This is a genomic window from Mycobacterium interjectum (genome assembly GCF_900078675.2).
Classification (GTDB): domain Bacteria; phylum Actinomycetota; class Actinomycetes; order Mycobacteriales; family Mycobacteriaceae; genus Mycobacterium; species Mycobacterium interjectum.
Map to the genome: position 1 here is coordinate 2,404,538 of NZ_LT546237.1, position 16,945 is coordinate 2,421,482.

General features: G+C 65.0%; 14 protein-coding genes and 1 tRNA gene. 6 read left to right on the plus strand and 9 right to left on the minus strand.

Annotated features, from left to right (window positions below; all coding sequences use genetic code 11):
• Both BN4348_RS45890 and lipQ read right to left on the minus strand, forming a co-directional pair.
• On the minus strand, positions 1 to 202 hold a 202-nt coding region (locus tag BN4348_RS45890), incomplete at its 3' end, for a wax ester/triacylglycerol synthase family O-acyltransferase (protein WP_235852762.1).
• Between the two features lie 139 nt (positions 203 to 341).
• Complete coding sequence (gene lipQ, locus BN4348_RS45895; protein ID WP_066914262.1) at positions 342 to 1,589, minus strand: esterase LipQ; 1,248 nt, start codon at positions 1,587 to 1,589, stop codon at positions 342 to 344.
• A 183-nt stretch (positions 1,590 to 1,772) separates the two neighbouring features.
• Here lipQ and BN4348_RS45900 point away from each other — a divergent pair.
• A tRNA-Arg gene (locus BN4348_RS45900) sits at positions 1,773 to 1,846 on the plus strand.
• Positions 1,847 to 1,938: 92 nt separating this feature from the next.
• Here the strand turns inward: BN4348_RS45900 and BN4348_RS45905 are convergent.
• Positions 1,939 to 3,870 (minus strand): PE domain-containing protein, encoded by a 1,932-nt coding sequence (locus BN4348_RS45905; protein ID WP_084454259.1) that lies wholly within the window; start codon positions 3,868 to 3,870, stop codon positions 1,939 to 1,941.
• 609 nt (positions 3,871 to 4,479) lie between these two features.
• Between BN4348_RS45905 and BN4348_RS45910 the strand changes: the two genes are divergently transcribed.
• Positions 4,480 to 6,210 (plus strand): SulP family inorganic anion transporter, encoded by a 1,731-nt coding sequence (locus tag BN4348_RS45910; protein WP_084454260.1) that lies wholly within the window; start codon positions 4,480 to 4,482, stop codon positions 6,208 to 6,210.
• A gap of 111 nt (positions 6,211 to 6,321) precedes the next feature.
• Here the strand turns inward: BN4348_RS45910 and BN4348_RS45915 are convergent, their stop codons facing one another.
• On the minus strand, positions 6,322 to 6,660 hold the full coding sequence (locus BN4348_RS45915) for a hypothetical protein (RefSeq protein ID WP_142308718.1): 339 nt from the start codon (positions 6,658 to 6,660) through the stop codon (positions 6,322 to 6,324).
• Between the two features lie 132 nt (positions 6,661 to 6,792).
• Between BN4348_RS45915 and BN4348_RS45920 the strand changes: the two genes are divergently transcribed.
• Together BN4348_RS45920 and BN4348_RS45925 are read left to right on the plus strand one after the other, a co-directional pair.
• The gene (locus tag BN4348_RS45920; protein ID WP_142308719.1) at positions 6,793 to 7,080 is read left to right on the plus strand and encodes a hypothetical protein; all 288 of its coding nucleotides are present in this window, start codon (positions 6,793 to 6,795) and stop codon (positions 7,078 to 7,080) included.
• A 147-nt stretch (positions 7,081 to 7,227) separates the two neighbouring features.
• On the plus strand, positions 7,228 to 7,659 hold the full coding sequence (locus tag BN4348_RS45925; protein ID WP_066914272.1) for an Hsp20/alpha crystallin family protein: 432 nt from the start codon (positions 7,228 to 7,230) through the stop codon (positions 7,657 to 7,659).
• 24 nt (positions 7,660 to 7,683) lie between these two features.
• Here BN4348_RS45925 and BN4348_RS45930 read toward each other — a convergent pair whose 3' ends face one another.
• A complete protein-coding gene (locus tag BN4348_RS45930) occupies positions 7,684 to 8,028 on the minus strand; it encodes a hypothetical protein (RefSeq protein WP_066914274.1) in 345 nt (114 codons plus the stop codon).
• Between the two features lie 445 nt (positions 8,029 to 8,473).
• Positions 8,474 to 9,118 carry a TetR/AcrR family transcriptional regulator gene (locus BN4348_RS45935; RefSeq protein ID WP_066914276.1) on the minus strand — a complete coding sequence of 215 codons (645 nt, stop codon included), beginning with the start codon at positions 9,116 to 9,118 and terminating at the stop codon, positions 8,474 to 8,476.
• A gap of 72 nt (positions 9,119 to 9,190) precedes the next feature.
• Between BN4348_RS45935 and BN4348_RS45940 the strand changes: the two genes are divergently transcribed.
• Complete coding sequence (locus tag BN4348_RS45940) at positions 9,191 to 10,606, plus strand: ABC1 kinase family protein (RefSeq protein WP_235852763.1); 1,416 nt, start codon at positions 9,191 to 9,193, stop codon at positions 10,604 to 10,606.
• Positions 10,593 to 11,774 carry a cytochrome P450 gene (locus BN4348_RS45945; RefSeq protein WP_066914277.1) on the plus strand — a complete coding sequence of 394 codons (1,182 nt, stop codon included), beginning with the start codon at positions 10,593 to 10,595 and terminating at the stop codon, positions 11,772 to 11,774. The genes BN4348_RS45940 and BN4348_RS45945 overlap by 14 nt, the downstream gene beginning before the upstream one ends.
• Before the next feature lie 3 nt (positions 11,775 to 11,777).
• Here BN4348_RS45945 and BN4348_RS45950 read toward each other — a convergent pair whose 3' ends face one another.
• The 3 genes from BN4348_RS45950 to BN4348_RS61620 all read right to left on the minus strand — a co-directional run bounded on the left by BN4348_RS45950 (position 11,778) and on the right by BN4348_RS61620 (position 16,923).
• Positions 11,778 to 12,509, minus strand: a complete 732-nt coding sequence (locus BN4348_RS45950; protein ID WP_066914279.1) for a DUF732 domain-containing protein — start codon at positions 12,507 to 12,509, stop codon at positions 11,778 to 11,780.
• Between the two features lie 266 nt (positions 12,510 to 12,775).
• On the minus strand, positions 12,776 to 16,099 hold the full coding sequence (locus BN4348_RS62185) for an SDR family NAD(P)-dependent oxidoreductase (RefSeq protein ID WP_066914282.1): 3,324 nt from the start codon (positions 16,097 to 16,099) through the stop codon (positions 12,776 to 12,778).
• Positions 16,081 to 16,923: an SDR family NAD(P)-dependent oxidoreductase gene (locus BN4348_RS61620; protein ID WP_235852764.1), complete on the minus strand. Its 843-nt coding sequence runs from the start codon at positions 16,921 to 16,923 to the stop codon at positions 16,081 to 16,083. The genes BN4348_RS62185 and BN4348_RS61620 overlap by 19 nt, the downstream gene beginning before the upstream one ends.
• Between the last annotated feature and the right edge of the window lie 22 nt (positions 16,924 to 16,945).

Genomic DNA, 16,945 nt, shown 5'->3' on the forward strand with positions numbered 1-16,945 from the left:
CGACCTTCTGCCGCAGCCGCAGCACCCGCCGCGAGGCGTTTTCGAATCGGGTGCGAAACCGGTCCCAGTCCGGCGTCGAATCGAGTAGTTCGAGCGCCATGATCCCCGACCGGGTGCGGGGATTCGCTTCACCCCGATGCATCAGATAATCGACGGGTCCGAGCTCGTCGGACAACTTAACGGCCCCGACGGACTCAGCCATGATGAACTCGACGCGCCAACGTTGTCACCGCCGACCAAGCCTCCTGCCTCGGAGCCGCGAACCGGATTGCAAACCCAACGCTAGTCGGGATGCCGCGGCGGTGAAAGGCGCGATCCGCCGCGCGAAACTTGGCGCCCGCTCAGCTAGCGGACGTTGCCGGCACCGGCACCGAATCCATCAGCGGGTAGGCGCGGCGCCCGTAGACGACGCCGAGGAAGTCGGCGACGGCGTCGGCGGCCAGCTGCGATCGGACCGTCGGGGTGATGTCGAAGGCATGGTGCGCGTTGGCGAGTTCGGCGTAGGCCACCGTGGCGGCCCCGGCGTCGCGCAGCGCCGCGGTGAAGGCGCGGGCCTGGCCGCTGGGCACCAGTTCGTCCTTCTCGCCGTGCAGCACGAAGAAGGGCGGGGCCTGGTTGTGCACGTAGGTGATCGGCGACGCCGACCGGAACCGGTCGGGGTTTTCGGTGTAGCGGGTCTTCAGGACGAAGTGCTCGAGGAACGGCAGCATCAACTCGTGCATGTTCTCGGCGTCGGTGAAGTCGTACACGCCGTAATACGGCGCGACCGCCTGGACACTGGTGTCGGCGCCCTCGAAGCCCGGTTGAAACGTCGGGTCGTTCGGGGTGAGTGCGGCCAGCGACGCCAGGTGCCCGCCCGCCGATCCGCCGGTGATCGCGATGAAGTCGGGGTCGCCGCCGTAGTCGGCGATGTTCTCGCGGACCCACGCGATCGCCCTCTTTACGTCGATGAGGTGCGTCGGGAACGTGCAACGCGGGCTTCTGCTGTAGTTGATCGAGACGCAGATCCAGCCGAGTTCGGCCATGTGGCTCATCAGCGTATAAGCCTGATGCCGTTTTCCGTTGACGGACCAGGCGCCGCCGGGGACCTGGATCAGGACCGGCGCACGGCGTCCGGGCGCCATGTCGTGACGTCGCCAGATGTCGAGCAGGTGTTCGTCGCCGCCCGGACCGTAGGAGATGTCGGAGGTTTGCGCCGCGTAGCGGCGGTGCGGCCCGGGCCTGCGCAGGAGGCCCCCGCGCGAGGCGCACTCGGACTGGGCGCACGCCGGGTGGCGCACCTGGTCACGGAAGTCCGGGCCAAAGCACCCCTCGAGCGCGGCGGTGAGGGCCTGGTCGGCCTTCTGCGCGGCCCACGAGGCGCCGACGCGGCCGATGGCCGGCGGCGTGACCCGGGACAACGCGTGGCCGGTCACCACGTGCGGGGGAAACTCCGTGGAGAGCCAGCCGGCGACCCAGCCGACCGCCGACGGCGAGCCACGCAGCAATAATGCGCCGGCTCGGCAGGTATCCCTGGCGTCGGCGGCCAGGCGTAGTGCCTGCGCACCGGCCTGCGAACACCGCGAAGTCAAGTTCAAGGCCACGCTCATCAACGCACCCCTCGACGTTATGCACACGCTTCGTTGCGGTTAACGGCTGCTTATCAACCGGTGTTGTCCGTGTGTCGAGGCTCACACGATAACCGATAAGCGCTCCGCTGTAAGACTTTTCGGGCGCGTCGCGCTCGGCGAGTCCTTCGGGCGTGTCGCGTTCGATAGACTGACCTGCACATTGCCTCCGTAGCTCAGGTGGATAGAGCAAGGGCCTTCTAATCCCTAGGTCGCACGTTCGAGTCGTGCCGGGGGCACTTGTCGGTGTGTATGACCTCGCCTGATGCTGGACATTTTGGTTCCAGGCGCCCGGCTTCGGCGGCGGCAATATGTGGCACAAATCGGCGTCTCACGAGCGGAAGAAACCCGACAACCCCGTGCCCGTGTTGAAACCGCCCGAATTGCCGATGCTGGTGCCTGAGGTGTTGTTGTTGTCGAAGCCGGTGTTGTAACCGTCGCCGTAGTTCCCGAAACCTGTGTTGAAGCCGCCGGCGCCCGAGTTGAAGAAGCCGATGTTGGTGCCGCCGTCGCCTCCGTTGTCGAAGCCAACGTTGCTGCCGCCGCTGCCGTAGTTCCCGTAGCCCACGTCGCCGGAGCCGCTGCCCGAGTTGAAGAAACCTGTGTTGTAGGTGCCGCTGCCCGAGTTGAAGAAGCCCTCGTTGTATCCGACGTCGCCGAAGTTCCCGTAGCCCGAATTGAAGCCGCCGGCGCCGGAGTTGAAGAAGCCCGAGTTGCCATCGCTCGAGTTGAAGAATCCCGAGTTGCCCGTGCCGGTGTTCCCGAAACCCGAGTTGCCGCTGTAGCTGCCCGTGCCGCCAAAGCCGGTATTGACGTTGCCGGAGTTCCACAGGCCGGTGTTGGTGTTGCCCGAGTTGAACAAGCCCGTGTTCGCCGAACCCGAGTTGAAGAACCCGGTGTTGCCGGCCAGCAGCCCCGCCGTGGTGGCGCCGCCGCTGTTGCAGCCGCCGGTGTTGCCGACGCCCGCGTTGGCGAAGCCGAGGTTGTCGGTGCCCGCGTTGGACCAGCCCATGTTTAACGTGCCCGCGTTGGCGAAGCCCACGTTGTCGGTGCCCGCGTTGAACAAGCCCGTATTTTCGTCGCCCGCGTTAAAGAAGCCCGTATTGCCGGACAGGGTCACCCCGTCGAAGTTGGCGCCGCCGCCGGGGTTGAAGCCGCCGGTGTCGTAGTTGCCGGCGTTGAACACGCCGGTGTCGAACACGCCGGTGTTGAACATGCCGGTGTCGGTCGTACCCGAGTTGGCAACGCCCCAGTTGTGACTGCCCGTGTTGAACACGCCGGTGTTGCCGGTGCCCGAGTTGAACAGCCCGGTGTTGCCAGTGCCCGAGTTGAACAGGCCGGAGTTTCCGGTCCCCGAATTCCAGCCGCCGAAGCCCACCTGGTTGTCGCCGGTCAGCCCGATGCCGATGTCATGGCTGCCGGTGTTCGCCAAGCCGATGTTGCCGTCGCCGGCGTTGCCGAAGCCGACATTGAAGCTGCCGTTGTTGCCGAAGCCCAAGTTGAAACCCGCACCGTTGGCGTTCAGCCCGCCCAAACCAATCTGGTTGTTGCCCGTCAGCCCGATGCCGATATCACCACTGCCCTTATTCCCGACGCCTATGTCGTAGTTGCCGAGGTTGCCGAGGCCCACGTTGTAGCTGCCGGAGTTGCCCACGCCCACGTTTAGGAAGGACAGGTTGCCGCGGGCAGCTGCGATCGTTTCTCCGTTGCCGAAGCCGATGTTGCCGCCCCCGACGTTGCCGAAACCGAGGTTGAACATCCCGATGTTGCCGTTGCCCACGTTGAACGAGGACAGGCCCGCCGAGCCCGCATACGCGTTTCCGTTGCCGGCGCCGAAGTTGTAGGAGCCCCAGTTGCCAAAGCCCACGTTGAGGTTGCCACCGCTATTGCCGCCGCCGAAGTTGAAGCTGCCGATGTTGCCGCCGCCCACGTTGCCGTTGCCGATGTTTCCGATGCCCAGGTTGGGTAGGTGCTGCAGCACGTTGGCCGCCTCGGTGTTCGCATACGAGGCCGCGCCCGCCACCAAGTTCTGGACGAACTGCGCATGAAAATCCGCCGCCTGGGCGCTAAGCGCCTGATACGACAGGCCGTGTGCGTTGAACAGCGCCGTGATAGCCGTCGAAACCTCATCGGCGGCCGGCGCAAGAACCTCCGTACTGCCGGCCGCCGCCGCCGTCGTTGCCGCGATGATGTTCGATCTAATGCTCGCCAAATCTGTCGCCGCCGCAGCCACCACGTCCGGCTGCGTACTAACAAATGACATCGCCTGTCTCCCAACGTCTCATGACAACCCACGGTGACCCGGCGGTCTCGGGGGGTTCCAAGAGCCGGACGCGACGAGAAGGCTAGCCTAGCCTAACTAGAATGAGCAAATATTCTGATGCGGGCGGGTCGCAAATGTCGATTGTTCCTTGAAGCTTAAAGTCCGCTGTGAATACAGCACTAATGTGCTGGGAATGCTGGCCATTGTGGCCGCACGATGCGCCCAGATCCCAAACAATCTTGCCCGAACGGCGCTGACGGTCTTGTAACCCCAGGGTGGCCAAGCGCCAACAAGCGGGAGCTGTGCATGTCAACTCGTGTATTCGGCAAGGGCCACCGTGATAGCCGCGATGACTATCAAGCTGATGCCTTCGCGAGCCGGGTTGGGGTTAATCGTCGTAGCGGCCCCGCAATTCGGCATCCACACTTGCGGCGCGGATTTCATGGCGACCGCGGAGAAGTGGAGCACGCCGCTGTAACGACTGTCATGCGATAGTCCGTTCCGCACCCGTATTTCCGTCCTCCTGTCATGGAGTCGGATCCATGCTGCACGAATTTCCGGCAGCACTTCACCCCAAACGCTTCAAGCCGCTGTTGAGAGGGCTGACCCATGCAACAGAACCTGACCGTTCCGACCGAAAAGCCCCGCAATGGCCTGGCCGGTCTCAAGTACTGGCGCTATGACCTTCGCTCGGGTTTCACGGTGGCCATGATCTCACTGCCGTTCTCGATGGGAATCGCGATCACCTCAGGTGCGCCGCCGATCTGCGGGATCACCTCAGCGATCATCGCCGGATTTATTCTCCCGTTCCTGGGCGGCTCGTATGTGACGATTAGCGGCCCGGCCGCGGGACTGGCGCCGGCGCTGTTCGCTGGCATGGTCACACTGGGAGCCATCCGCCTGGGCGGGGGCACCTCGAAATCCGAGTTGCTCGCAGTGGGATACCCCTTGGTTCTGGTTGCCATCGCCTTCGCGGGCGTGTTGCAAGTGATCCTTGCCAAGTTGAAGGTGGCGCGCCTCAGTGCCATCTTCCCGGCTGCGGCCATCCAGGGCATGCTGGCCGCGATCGGCCTGATGATCATCGCCAAGCAAATCCCTCTCTTCATGGGCGTGAAGTTCGAGGCCCACGAATTCTGGGCGATCCTCGGCGAAGTGCCCCGCCATGTCCAGTCGATGAACCACCAGGTCGTTGCCCTCGGGATCGGTTCCCTGGCAGCGCTTTTCGTGCTGTCGGCCCTGCCCGGGCGGCTGCTCAAAGTCATGCCGCCCCCGGTCTGGGTTTTCGTCGTCGGCACGGTCATTAGCGCGTTGGCCCTGAAGCTGGACAAGCAGCATCTGATCAACGTGCCCAGTTCGCTCAGGCACGGGGTCGTCTTCCCACAGTTCGGTGATGTATTCAGCCATGCCGAACTGTGGCTTCCCCTCGCGTATCTGGTCGTCACCCTGCTATTGATCGACGGGACCGAGTCCCTGGCGACGATCGCGGCCGTGGACAAAATCGACACCTTTCGCCGCCGCTCCGACCCGGACCAGACCTTGCTGGCCATGGGCGTTTGCAACGTTGCCTCCAGCGTGCTCGGTGGCCTGACCATCATCCCCGGCATCGTCAAGAGCACGGCGAATATCCTGGGAGGTGGGCGGACCCAATGGGCCAACTTCTACAACGCCTGCTTCCTGCTGGCGTTCGTGCTGCTCGGCAGCGACCTGATCGACATGGTCCCGCTGACGGTCCTGGCCGCGATCCTGGTCTTTATTGGCTACAAACTGTGCAAGCCGGCGGTATGGCGCAACGTCGCCCGGGTCGGGACGGAGCAATTCGTCGTCTTCACCACCACCTTGCTCGTGACCGTCACGACGGACCTGCTCATCGGCATCGCCGCCGGCATCATCTTGGAATTGGTACTGAACCTGTGGTACGTGGGCCTGTGGCACAGCCTGCGCGACGGCGCGGAATCCGCCAAGCCGAATCTAGGCGTCCGCTTCCTCAGTCTCTTCCGCAATCCGGTGTCGCAGCGGGAATTCGATAACGGCGCCTACCATCTGTACTTGGATGGTCCCCTCGTGTGCTTCAACCTATTTCACGTGATTCGGGAGCTGAGGCAGCTTCCGACGGATACACGGGAGGTGCATCTGCACTTGAGCTCGCGCGTGCCCCTCGTCGATCACACGACAGGTGAGTCCCTCCGTTATTTCCTCGAGGAGTTCAGCGGCCAAGACCAGAGTCCGACGCTGGTGGTCGAGGGATGGGACCATATGCGGCCCCTGTCTAAGCACGAGACGAGCACGCGGATCGCTCTGGCCAGCCTTGAGGAGTTAGGGAGCCCTCAACCAACGGATTGACGGCCGGCCCACGCAAATTTGAAGTGATGCACCGATTCGTAAAGACCGCACGTTCGAGTCGCACCGGAGTCGATGAGTTCGCTCTCGCGCAGGCTCACTGTGGCGAGCAAGTCACCCGTCGGCGGCGTCTGCGGCGGCGATCAACGCCCTGCCCAGCTTGCGCGCTTCGGTAGCCGTGATGACCGGGGTACAGGCGCCGTCGATGATGATGGCGCGCTCGGCATGCCCATCGGCGTATTGCCGCCCGATGACGGACACCACGATATCGCCCGTATCGGCACAGCGCCCGTGGTTGGCGACGTGCCTGATTCTCCACTCCGGGCCGTCGAACACCCTGAAGGCTGCCCCGATGCTCTCCCACTCGTCGACCCAGGTTGCCCCGGTGGGCGCTGCAAGGTCGAGTTCCATGGCTAGATCGTTGACGCGATCCCGTGCGCGGGCTGTCGTCATGGTTGTTCTCCTAGGGTGGTGTAGTCAGTTGACTACACCACACCCCATGTAATGTAGTCAACTGACTACACCGGAGAAGCGTCCGATGCGTCCGTGATTGTGGTCACGCTGCCGCGAGGGAGAATGGCGGCCATGAACGAAACCGAGAACCTCGGCATCGATGTTTCCCTCTTCTGCCCGGCACAGCATCACGTCGGCAACCTCAGGCAGTTTGCGGCCGAGATCGGCTACCAGCCCAGGGGTGGACAGCTCGGCGCGTGGCCGCCACACCGGTCGGACTCGTGGTGGGAAGTCCGGTGCCCCGACGGCTGCCCCGGCGTGTTGGGCGGCGCCGTTGATCCCATCCGCCAAGAGGTGAAGAGGCTCGCCGACGACCCCAAACGGACGATTGCCCACTACACGCTGAAGCGGGTGGGCTGAGCAAGCCGACGGTGGCTGGGTTCGGACGCAGCCGAGGGGTTTAACTCCCAACGAATCTCTTGGCAACATCGACGCACGGTCTAGCACCGGCGGCGGCACAGTGGTTCGATCGAAATCGAAAGGGATGCAACGATTTCAGGAGAATTCATGGCAACTCTGCCAGTCCAGCGTCAACCCAGAACCCTGGTGCCCGATCTCGCCGAGCTCTTCAGTGGCACTCCCCTGTTGGCGGGCCTGCGTCCGCTCTTCGACCGCAACCTCCTGCGCGTCGAGGACGAGATGGATGACGGCCGCTACCAGGTGCGCGCCGAAATTCCCGGCGTCGACCCCGCGAAGGACATCGACATCACCGTGCACGACGGGATGCTCACCATCAAGGCCGTGCGCAGCCAGGCCGTCGAATCCCGCGGCCGGTCCGAATTCAGCTATGGGGCTTTCGCTCGCTCCGTCCCGCTGCCCGCCGGAGCCGACGTCGACGACGTCCACGCCACCTACGAAAAGGGCATTCTGGCGATCTCGGTGCCGGTGCCCAACGGAGCGCCGACGGGGAAACGGATTGAGGTCGAAACTCGGGAGTGATTCCGCGGCCGCTGCGCCGCGGGGTCAGGTCGGGGGCGGGGGAGGTTGGTCGCGCGGAATCGCCCCGTCGCAGCCACCGGGCGGTGGCGGCCCCGGGAGAGGTTCGTCGCCGCCGACACAGTCGTAGTAGAACTGAGGGCCGACGATCCAGGTCTTCATCCACTGGTGCCAAAACGACCCGTCGGGATACTTCTCGCCGTCGCACACGGCCAAATTGCCGTAGCCCCATCGACCACCCGGGCAGAACCCCTTCGTCATGTCCGGCTGGTGCGGGTCGGGCGGGTCAGCGGTGGCAACCGCAGTGGAAAACACACACGCCGCGGCACAACCCGCTAACGCAGCGCCAAGGCGGGTAAGCGTGAACTTCATTCCGACTCCCTTAAACCGTTGAATCAACACAGCCGAGATGCTGATGACGTAGTTGGATGGAGCTTCCCGAGGAAATCTAAAGTTCGCTTCGTTCTGATCAAGAGCTGACACTTTTTCGTTAGCTGACGACCTAGTTTTCGATAGTTTACGACGCGACGGATTGACGATGTCAACTCGAAAACGTGTGTGCTCAGCGTCGGTTAGTGGTTGGCGGATCTATTTCGATTGCTCCGTGACATTTTGTCGGATTGGCTCTCAAGCCACCTCGAGAGGCTTCCATCGACAAAGGCAGTTCGCCGGAATCCGCCGGCGCCGCATGACCAAGTCAAATGCGTTATCTCCGAACGGATTAGAAAACCCCCATTCGAGTCGCGCCGGAAGCATCGAGGCAGATCCGACCGACATCTCCGCATGTGGTCACGATCACCACGACGCTTTCAAAGTCTCACTGGGCCCGTTCCGCGGGTCGCTCCGGAGGGGGCGGGTCGGGGGTTGAAAGCGACTGAATTCGAGCGGTCAGGACGGCTGTCCATTCGCTGAGATATCCGTCGTCGGGTATTTGTGCCTGGGGCTGGCGGAAGAGGCTGGTCGCAAAGCGTGCTCCGAGAATGCCGTTGACCCCGAGCGCCGCCAGGACGCTGCGATCTTGTGGGGCCACTTTTGGCGCCCAGGCGCCGATCCAATCCGCCAGTTCCGCATTGAGTCCATCGATGAGCGCGGCATAGGCGGTGTCGAGGCGAGCCGATTGGCCGGCCGGTGTCCGGGCGGCGATCTGCAGCAATTGGATCTCCTCGTCAATGACGCTGAGCAGATACCGGCCCAACACGGTCAGTTCGGCGTGTAAGTCGCCGAGCCCTGCGAACAGCGCACGAATATCACGCATGGCGTGGCGCCGGTCGAGCTGACGGTCAATCCCGGCGTCCAGCAATGCATCCTTTGATCTGAAGTGGCGGTACAGGGCTCCCGAGCCCGCGGCCAGTCCTGCCGCGGCTTCGATCTGGGAGACGCTTGTGGCCTCAAACCCCTTGGCGCTGAACAGCCGCATCGCTTCGGTGACCAGGCGTTCCCGGGTCGAAACGGGTGCAGTCATTGACCTCTCCAAAGTGATCACTTACATTTGGCAAGAGCTTACTACATCCAGCGGGTTTTGTGGGAGGGCCAGATGCCGCAGCACGACAAGCCTGTGCCGCAAGGGCGTGTCCGCCGGACGATGCCGTTGGCCGGTTTTGCTGCCCGCGCCGCAGGAGGCCGGCTGATCGCCGGATTGCGAGAGCGGACCGGCGATTATGGCGCGGTCGAGCGATTCCACGAACGCACCGCGGACCGCTACACCGACCTGCTGGGTCACTCCAAGGGTGTCCTGATGAAAGCCGGCCAGATTCTGTCGATGGTCGACGCCCGGGCCGTGGGCACCGGCGGATACTGGCCCTACCAGAAGGCCCTGGCGCGACTACACGCTGACGCGCCGCCAATGCACCCAACGCTCGTCCATAAGATCCTTCAGGACGAGCTGGGCTCGGCCGTTCGGCACTTCGCCGAATTCTCCGATGAGCCGATGGCCGCGGCATCGGTAGGCCAAGTACACCGCGCGGTGCTGTCCGACCGCCGCGAGGTAGTCGTCAAGATCCAGTATCCCGGTGTGGCCCAGGCGATCCGAGACGACCTGGCGAACACCGAGCTGCTGGCGACGTTCCTGCGGTTTGTCACCGCGGCGTCGGGGATCAAGGTCGATATTCGCGCACTGGCGTGCGAAGCCGCGGCGCGCATTGGCGAGGAGGTCGATTACCGTCATGAAGCGGCCACCATGACCACGTTCAGCGAGCTCTACCGCGGCCACCCCTTCATCCGCATCCCTGAGGTCATACCTGAAGCTTCCGGCGATCGAGTGCTAACGATGAGCTATCTAGACGGCATGGACTACCCGGCCGCGCAACTGGCCGATCAGGATCTGAAAAACGCTTGGGCCGAGGTGATCACACGGTTTATCAATGGCAACTACCGCCACGCCAACCTCGTGCACGCCGACCCCCACCCCGGCAACTACCGATTCAACCCCGACGGCAGCGTCGGCTTCCTGGATTTCGGCTGCGTCCAAAAATTCCCCGAGAAGCAGCGGCGGCTCTGGGTGGCAGCCATACGCGCTTCGATGGAGGAACGAAAGCGCGACTTTCGTGACCTGTTGGTTCAAGTAGGGGCGGTCAGCGCGGAATCGTCACTGACCGCCGACGATCTGCAGCAATGGATCGTAGAGACAGCAGCCGTGGACTACACCGCGAACGAGCCAGTGACGTTTATGCCCGACGCCACGGGACGCACGATCAGCGGGATGTTCGACATCCGTGACTCCAATCATGTGGTGGCCCGCATGTCGGCTCCGCCGTGGTTGGTTTTTACCAGTCGGATCGAACTCGCTTGGGCCAGTGTGGCTGTCGGATTGCAGGCGACGCTGCCTATCCGAGCCATCATGGACGACCTTGACGGTGTCGCCGAACCGAGCACCGAGTTGGGCAAGCTGCACCATTCCTGGGTGCGCGAGCGTGGTGTGCCCGGAGCATTCGACCATCATGACCACCCCTGACGTCCGTTCCAGTGTTCGGCTGCCATGGGATGCCGCAGACCCCTACCCGTTCTATGAGGAGTGTCGCCACGAAGGCGACGTGGTGTGGAACGACAGTGCCGCGGCCTGGCTGATCCTCGGCTACCACCCTGCACGAAAGGTCTTGGGCGGGCATGGCTGGACGAGCAACCCACTGGCGAACCCCAACATTACGGTCGGCTTGCCTGCAACGGACCCAGATACCCTGCGCCACAACATTTTATTCACCGATGGTGTGGACCACCTGCGGCTGCGCAGCTCGGTTCGAGACATCTTCACCCGGCCTTTCATCGCGGGGCTGCGTGACGGTATCGCCACAATCGCCGCCGACACGATTGATTCCATTCCCGCCGGATTCGAGTTCGACTTCGTGACCGAGATCGCACAAAGTCTGCCTATCGCGGTCGCCGCTGCTTGGATGGGATTAGACATCGACACCGCCCGACTGCTTCGCGAGGAATCTCCCGCAATCACCCGAATGCTCAGCGACTCAAGCGACATTGCCGCCATCGAAAACGGCGCAGAAGCGCTGGCCACGCTTCTCACCGAATTCCTACCGCTGGCCGCGGACCGTCGCCGCCATCCCGGAGATGACCTGCTCAGCTTCATTGCCGCAGATATTGATCTCGCACTCGACGACGTCGTCACCACCGCGATCGTCATTGCGGTTGCTGGCCATGAAACCACCGCAAACCTGCTCGGCAACATTATGATTCGTCTCTTCACACCGACGCATCACCATGCCCGACCAATCGATAAAATCGACACCCTCGACGATCGATTGGTCACCGAGCTGCTCCGCCTCGACGGCCCCGTCCAAGCCGTAGCACGCACCGCCACAAAGAACCATGTCCTTGGCGACGTGATCATCGACGGGGGCGAACCTGCCCTCGTCGTACTTGCCGCCGCCAACCGCGACCCGGCCGTCTTCAACGAACCCGACCAACTCCAAACGAACCGGCCCGGGCCGGCGCCACTGACCTTCGGCTACGGGGCCCACTACTGCTTGGGAGCAGCATTAGCCCGCCTCGAAACCGCTACAGCACTACAACATGTCCTGGCTCGCCACCCCACACTCTGCGGCAACCCAACATGGCGGGACAACACCGCCATCCGCGGACCGCAGGCCCTTCGGTGTGTCTTTCATTGACGCCTAACGCTTGTGACCAATCGGCTGAGCGAATAGTTGCCTNCCGCCGGGGCCACCCGGCTGAGGACCGACTGCAGGAGGCGGCGGCTCTTGTGGCGGCTCCGCTGCCTGTTGCGGTGGCGGCGGCGGCTTTTGGGCTGGAGGCGGCGGCTGTTTTGGTCGTGGCGGCGCCGCCACCGGCTGGCGTGGTGTGCGGATCTGCGCCGCCGGGGGCGGTGTCGCCGGAATCTGTGGCGGTTCGGGATCGGTGATCTCTCCAGACGGAAGCGACCCGATCAAGGTTGCCAGCCGTGCCTGCCGCGGCTCCCGCACATCGCTTCGCGTCGACCCATTCCATCCCGTGCGATTGGTTCGGATCGAAGCGATCTTGCCCTGGTCTTGGGGGCAGTACGCCCCCACTGCCGCGGTGATGAAACGGGCCTCGGTGCGCGCGAGGCGGCCAGGGGCGTATTCGCGCTCGGCCGGGTCGATGCCGAACGCATTGTTCACCATCGCGTCCACGAGTCCGGCCGCCGGCATGCCGGCGTCGAGAGTGCGACAGACGTCATGGGCCGTGTCGATGAGGTTCGGCACACCCTGCAGGGCAGGGATGCCCTCTTGATCGAGCAGCGCCAAGAAGCGGTCGTCTTGACTTTGGTCGGCCGCGGCTGTGCCACCGCGCAGAATTGCAGCGCCAGCGAGCAACGCGATTGCGGTTATCAGGGCACCGGAGCGGCCGGTGGTGCCGATGAACATGGAAGGGCATCCGTTCTGGATAGGGCCGTCATCGACGGGCGAATTGGCATTTGAACCGCGTACGTGCGCCGCCCCTCCGGTTCCACAGCGCACTGCTACACCTTGAATCCGTTTACCTTGCGTTCACCTTTTGTTCATCATTCATTTTCCATGATAAATCAACACGATTTCGCCGTAAATAGCCGATTTCGCCGGCCTCGTCGGCTCAGCCCAAACACACTGTGGTGCAGGAGAAAACAGCCCAGCTAAGGCCGGTTGCTACACGCTCAGCAGTCGATCTCGACATTCAAATCGAATTCGGCGAACGCGGCCGAAACGTTCTTGCGCAGCTCTTCTTTCGTATTCGGTCGGTCGAGCAGATAGGCAGAGATCCTGATGAACATCTTCCCTTGGCCGCGCCCCGATCCCAGGAACAGTTGCCCGCCCATGGCCTCGAGCGTGCTCATCTTGATGTCGGGCTCGAGGTTTCTCAGGTACGCATAGTCGGCGTCGGTGCCGTCGGGCCGGTTCGCCGCCGGGGACAGATCACCGACATTGGAGCACGTGACGGGAAGGGTGGAGCCGCCGGCTGCCATCCCCGCTACCTTTCTGGCCGCCCACACCGGTGTCAGCGCGGCGAGCGGCAGCGGCGCCAACCACTCGTTGTCGGGGTCCTCCATCGCGGCGAGGATTCCTTGCGTGATCGTGGCTTGCATGTCCCCGAGGTCCGTCGCCGCGCGCGTGGGATCCACCGTCACGTCGACGCTCGTGAGCGCATTGCCGCGGGTATCGTCTTCGGTCCTTAGCGACACCAGGAATCGCAGGGTGACCGTTCCGTCGTCCTGGACGCGCCCGACCCGCACCGCGAGCCGGCACGCGATTCCCGCCACCAGCGAGTTACTGCTTGCACCAAGACTCTTCGCGCGCGCATCCCATTCCGCCAGGTCGATGTACGCGGTCAGGGCCGGCACCTCTACCGTCTGATCGCCGTTGGACGTTTTCGGAGACGGTGGCGCGGCCTTCATCGACGATCTGAGCTCTTGGCGGTCGCGCCGGGCCCTTCGCGCCACGGCGCCCAACGCGTGCGCCACGTCGGGCAGGTCTTTGACGGTCTGCCGGAGATCCTCGCGCAACGCCCGGCGCAGCGTGCGCGATCCCGCAGGCGGATAACCGAATTCGCGCGTCCTGCCCTCGGCGGCGTCCTCGATCGCCCGGCCGAACGCGATGGCGTCGACGATCGTGTGTGACGCCACCAGACTGACCGCGGTCCCACCGTCCTCCAGCGGAAGCACCCCGAGATGCCAGCCGGGTCCCCACTCCGGGTCAAGAGGCAGACGCGCCCGCTCGTCGGCCCAGGCGTTCACCTCGGCGCGCGGCCGCGGCGTCGCGGCGAAATCCATGTCGGCCGACGCCGGAGCCATGACCCAGCGATCACGCGCGAACGGCAGCGCGGACCGTTCGATCCTGCGTCCCAACAACCCGCGTCCGAGATTGCGGTGAAAACGCCGTAATCCCTGGACGTCGACGGGGCGGTTGTAGATCCACGTGACCTGAATCAGAGCGCCGTGCACCGCGCGCAGCGCGAGAAACGCCGCTTGGTCCAGGTACGCGAGCCTATCGTCCACCGGCGCAACGCCATTCGTGCTGACCTGCGCCGCCGCGACGGCGGCTGCGGTGGTGTCGGTGAGCAGGTCGGCCAGGTGGGCGGCGAGCGCCGCGGGGCTCGGGTGGTCGAGGGCCACGGTCGCGGGCAGGACGAGGCCGGTGTGTTGGTTGAGGGTGTTGCGCAGCTCCAGGGCGGTCAGCGAGTCGATGCCCAGGTCTTTGAAGGGAAGGTCGGGATCGAGCGCGGCCGGGTCGGGGTGGGCCAACACGGCGGCGGTGGTGGCGGTGACCATCGCGGTGAGTATGTCGAGCCGTTGCCGGGGAGTTTCGGCCGCCAACCGGGCGGCCAGGGTGCGGGGGCTGGCGGTGGCGGCTTGGGGACGGATGTGGGTCAGGGCGGACAGGATCGGGTCCAGCGTGTTGTGACGCGCCTGCCGCGTCAACGCGCCAGTGTTGAACGGGGTGGCGACCACGTTGGGCCGCTGACTGCTGAGTGCGGCGTCGAACAGAGCCAGGCCGTGCTCGCTGGTGATGGGGGTCAGACCGGTGCCGGCCAGCCGGGTCAGGTCGGCAGTGGTGAGGTGGGCCGTCATGCCGGACGGGGTTTGCCAGTAGCCCCAGGCGACGCTGGTGGCCGCGCGTTGGGTGTGCTGGCGGCGGCGGGCCAGCGCGTCCAGGAAGGCGTTGGCCGCAGCGTAATTCGCCTGCCCGGGGCTACCCAAGATGCCCGCGGCCGAGGAGAACAACACGAACGCGGCCAGGTCGCGGTCGGCGGTCAGTCGATCCAGCTGCCAGGCGGCATCGGCCTTGGCGGCAAGGACGGCGTCGAGTTGTTCGGGGCTGAGGTCGGTCACGACGGCGTCGTCGAGTACGCCGGCGGCGTGGATGACCGCGGTCAGCGGGTGGGCGTCGGCGACGGTGTCGAGCGCCGCGGCCAGCTCCGCGGGATTGCCGGTGTCGCAGGCGATGAGAGAAACCCGGGCGCCCAGCTGGGTTAGGCGCTGCTGAAGTTCCGCCGCACCAGAGGCGGCCGGGCCGCTGCGCGACAGCAGCAGCAGGTGCTTGATGCCGTGGTGGGTGATCAGATGCTCGGCGAACAGCGCGCCCAGCATCCCGGTGCCCCCGGTGATCAGCGCGGTGCCCTCGGGGTCCAGCACCGCCGGCGGGATCAGGACGATCTTCCCGGTATGCATCCCTTGGCTCATGTCGCGGAAGGCTTGGGGCGCGTTGATTAGGCCGTAGCTGGTGGTGGGCAACGGCTGCAGCGCACCGGCGCCGAACAGCGTCAGCAGGGCCGCCCACGCCGGCCGCAGCGATTCCGGTGGGGCACTGGACAAGTCGTAGACCCGGTAGTCGACCCCGGGATGGGCCGCGGCGATGTCGCCGGGCACCCGGATGTCGGTCTTGCCGATTTCGACGAAACCGCCGCCGCGGGGCAGCAATTGCAGCGAGGCGTCGACGAAATCCCCGGCCAGGCTGTTGAGCACGACGTCCATGCCCTGCCCGTCGGTGGCGGCCTTGAAGGTGTCGACGAAATCCAGCGTGCGCGATGACGCGATGTGGGTCGGGTCGACCCCCAGCCCGCGCAGCACATGCTGTTTGTCGGGGTGCGCGGTGGCGAACACCTCGGCACCGAGGTGGCGGGCGATCTGGATGGCGGCCTGCCCCACCCCGCCGGCGCCGGCGTGGATGAGCACCCGCTGCCCGGCCGACAGCCCGGCGATCTCGACCAGGGAGATGTAGGCGGTCAGATACACGATCGGCGCGGAGGCGGCCTGGGTGAACGACCAGCCGGCCGGAACGGGTACCACCATGGCCTCGTCGGTGATCGCGGTGGGCGCGAACGCGTTGTGCGGAAACAGCCCCATCACCGCATCCCCGGGACGCACCGACGTCTCGGGCCCGGCTTCGAGGACCACCCCGGCGGCTTCGCTGCCCATGCCGTCGTCGGCGATGGCGCCCAGCGCCACCACCACGTCACGGAAGTTCAGCCCCGCGGCGCGCACCTGAACGCGGATCTGCCCAGGCGCCAGCGTGTCTGGCGCANCGCGGCCAAGACCGCATCGAGTTGGTCGGCGGTCATGTCGCTCACCGCGGCGTCCTCCAGCAGCCCGGCGGCGTGGACGACGGCGGTCACTGGATGCTGAGGAGGAACACCGTCCAGCGCTGCGCTCAGGTCGGTGGAGTTGGCGGTGTCGCAGGCGGTGATGGTGACGTGAGCGCCCAGCTGGGTCAGGCGCTCCTGAAGTTCCGCCGCACCAGAGGCGGCCGGGCCGCTGCGCGACAGCAGCAGCAGGTGCTTGATGCCGTGGTGGGTGATCAGATGCTCGGCGAACAGCGCGCCCAGCATCCCGGTGCCCCCGGTGATCAGCGCGGTGCCCTCGGGGTCCAGCACCGCCGGCGGGATCAGGACGATCTTCCCGGTATGCATCCCTTGGCTCATGTCGCGGAAGGCTTGGGGCGCGTTGATTAGGCCGTAGCTGGTGGTGGGCAACGGCTGCAGCGCACCGGCGCCGAACAGCGTCAGCAGGGCCGCCCACGCCGGCCGCAGCGATTCCGGTGGGGCACTGGACAAGTCGTAGACCCGGTAGTCGACCCCGGGATGGGCCGCGGCGATGTCGCCGGGCACCCGGATGTCGGTCTTGCCGATTTCGACGAAACCGCCGCCGCGGGGCAGCAATTGCAGCGAGGCGTCGACGAAATCCCCGGCCAGGCTGTTGAGCACGACGTCCATGCCTTGGCCGTCGGTGGCGGCCTTGAAGGTGTCGACGAAATCCAGCGTGCGCGATGACGCGATGTGGGTCGGGTCGACCCCCAGCCCGCGCAGCACATNCCGGCCGGCCGCGCCGCCG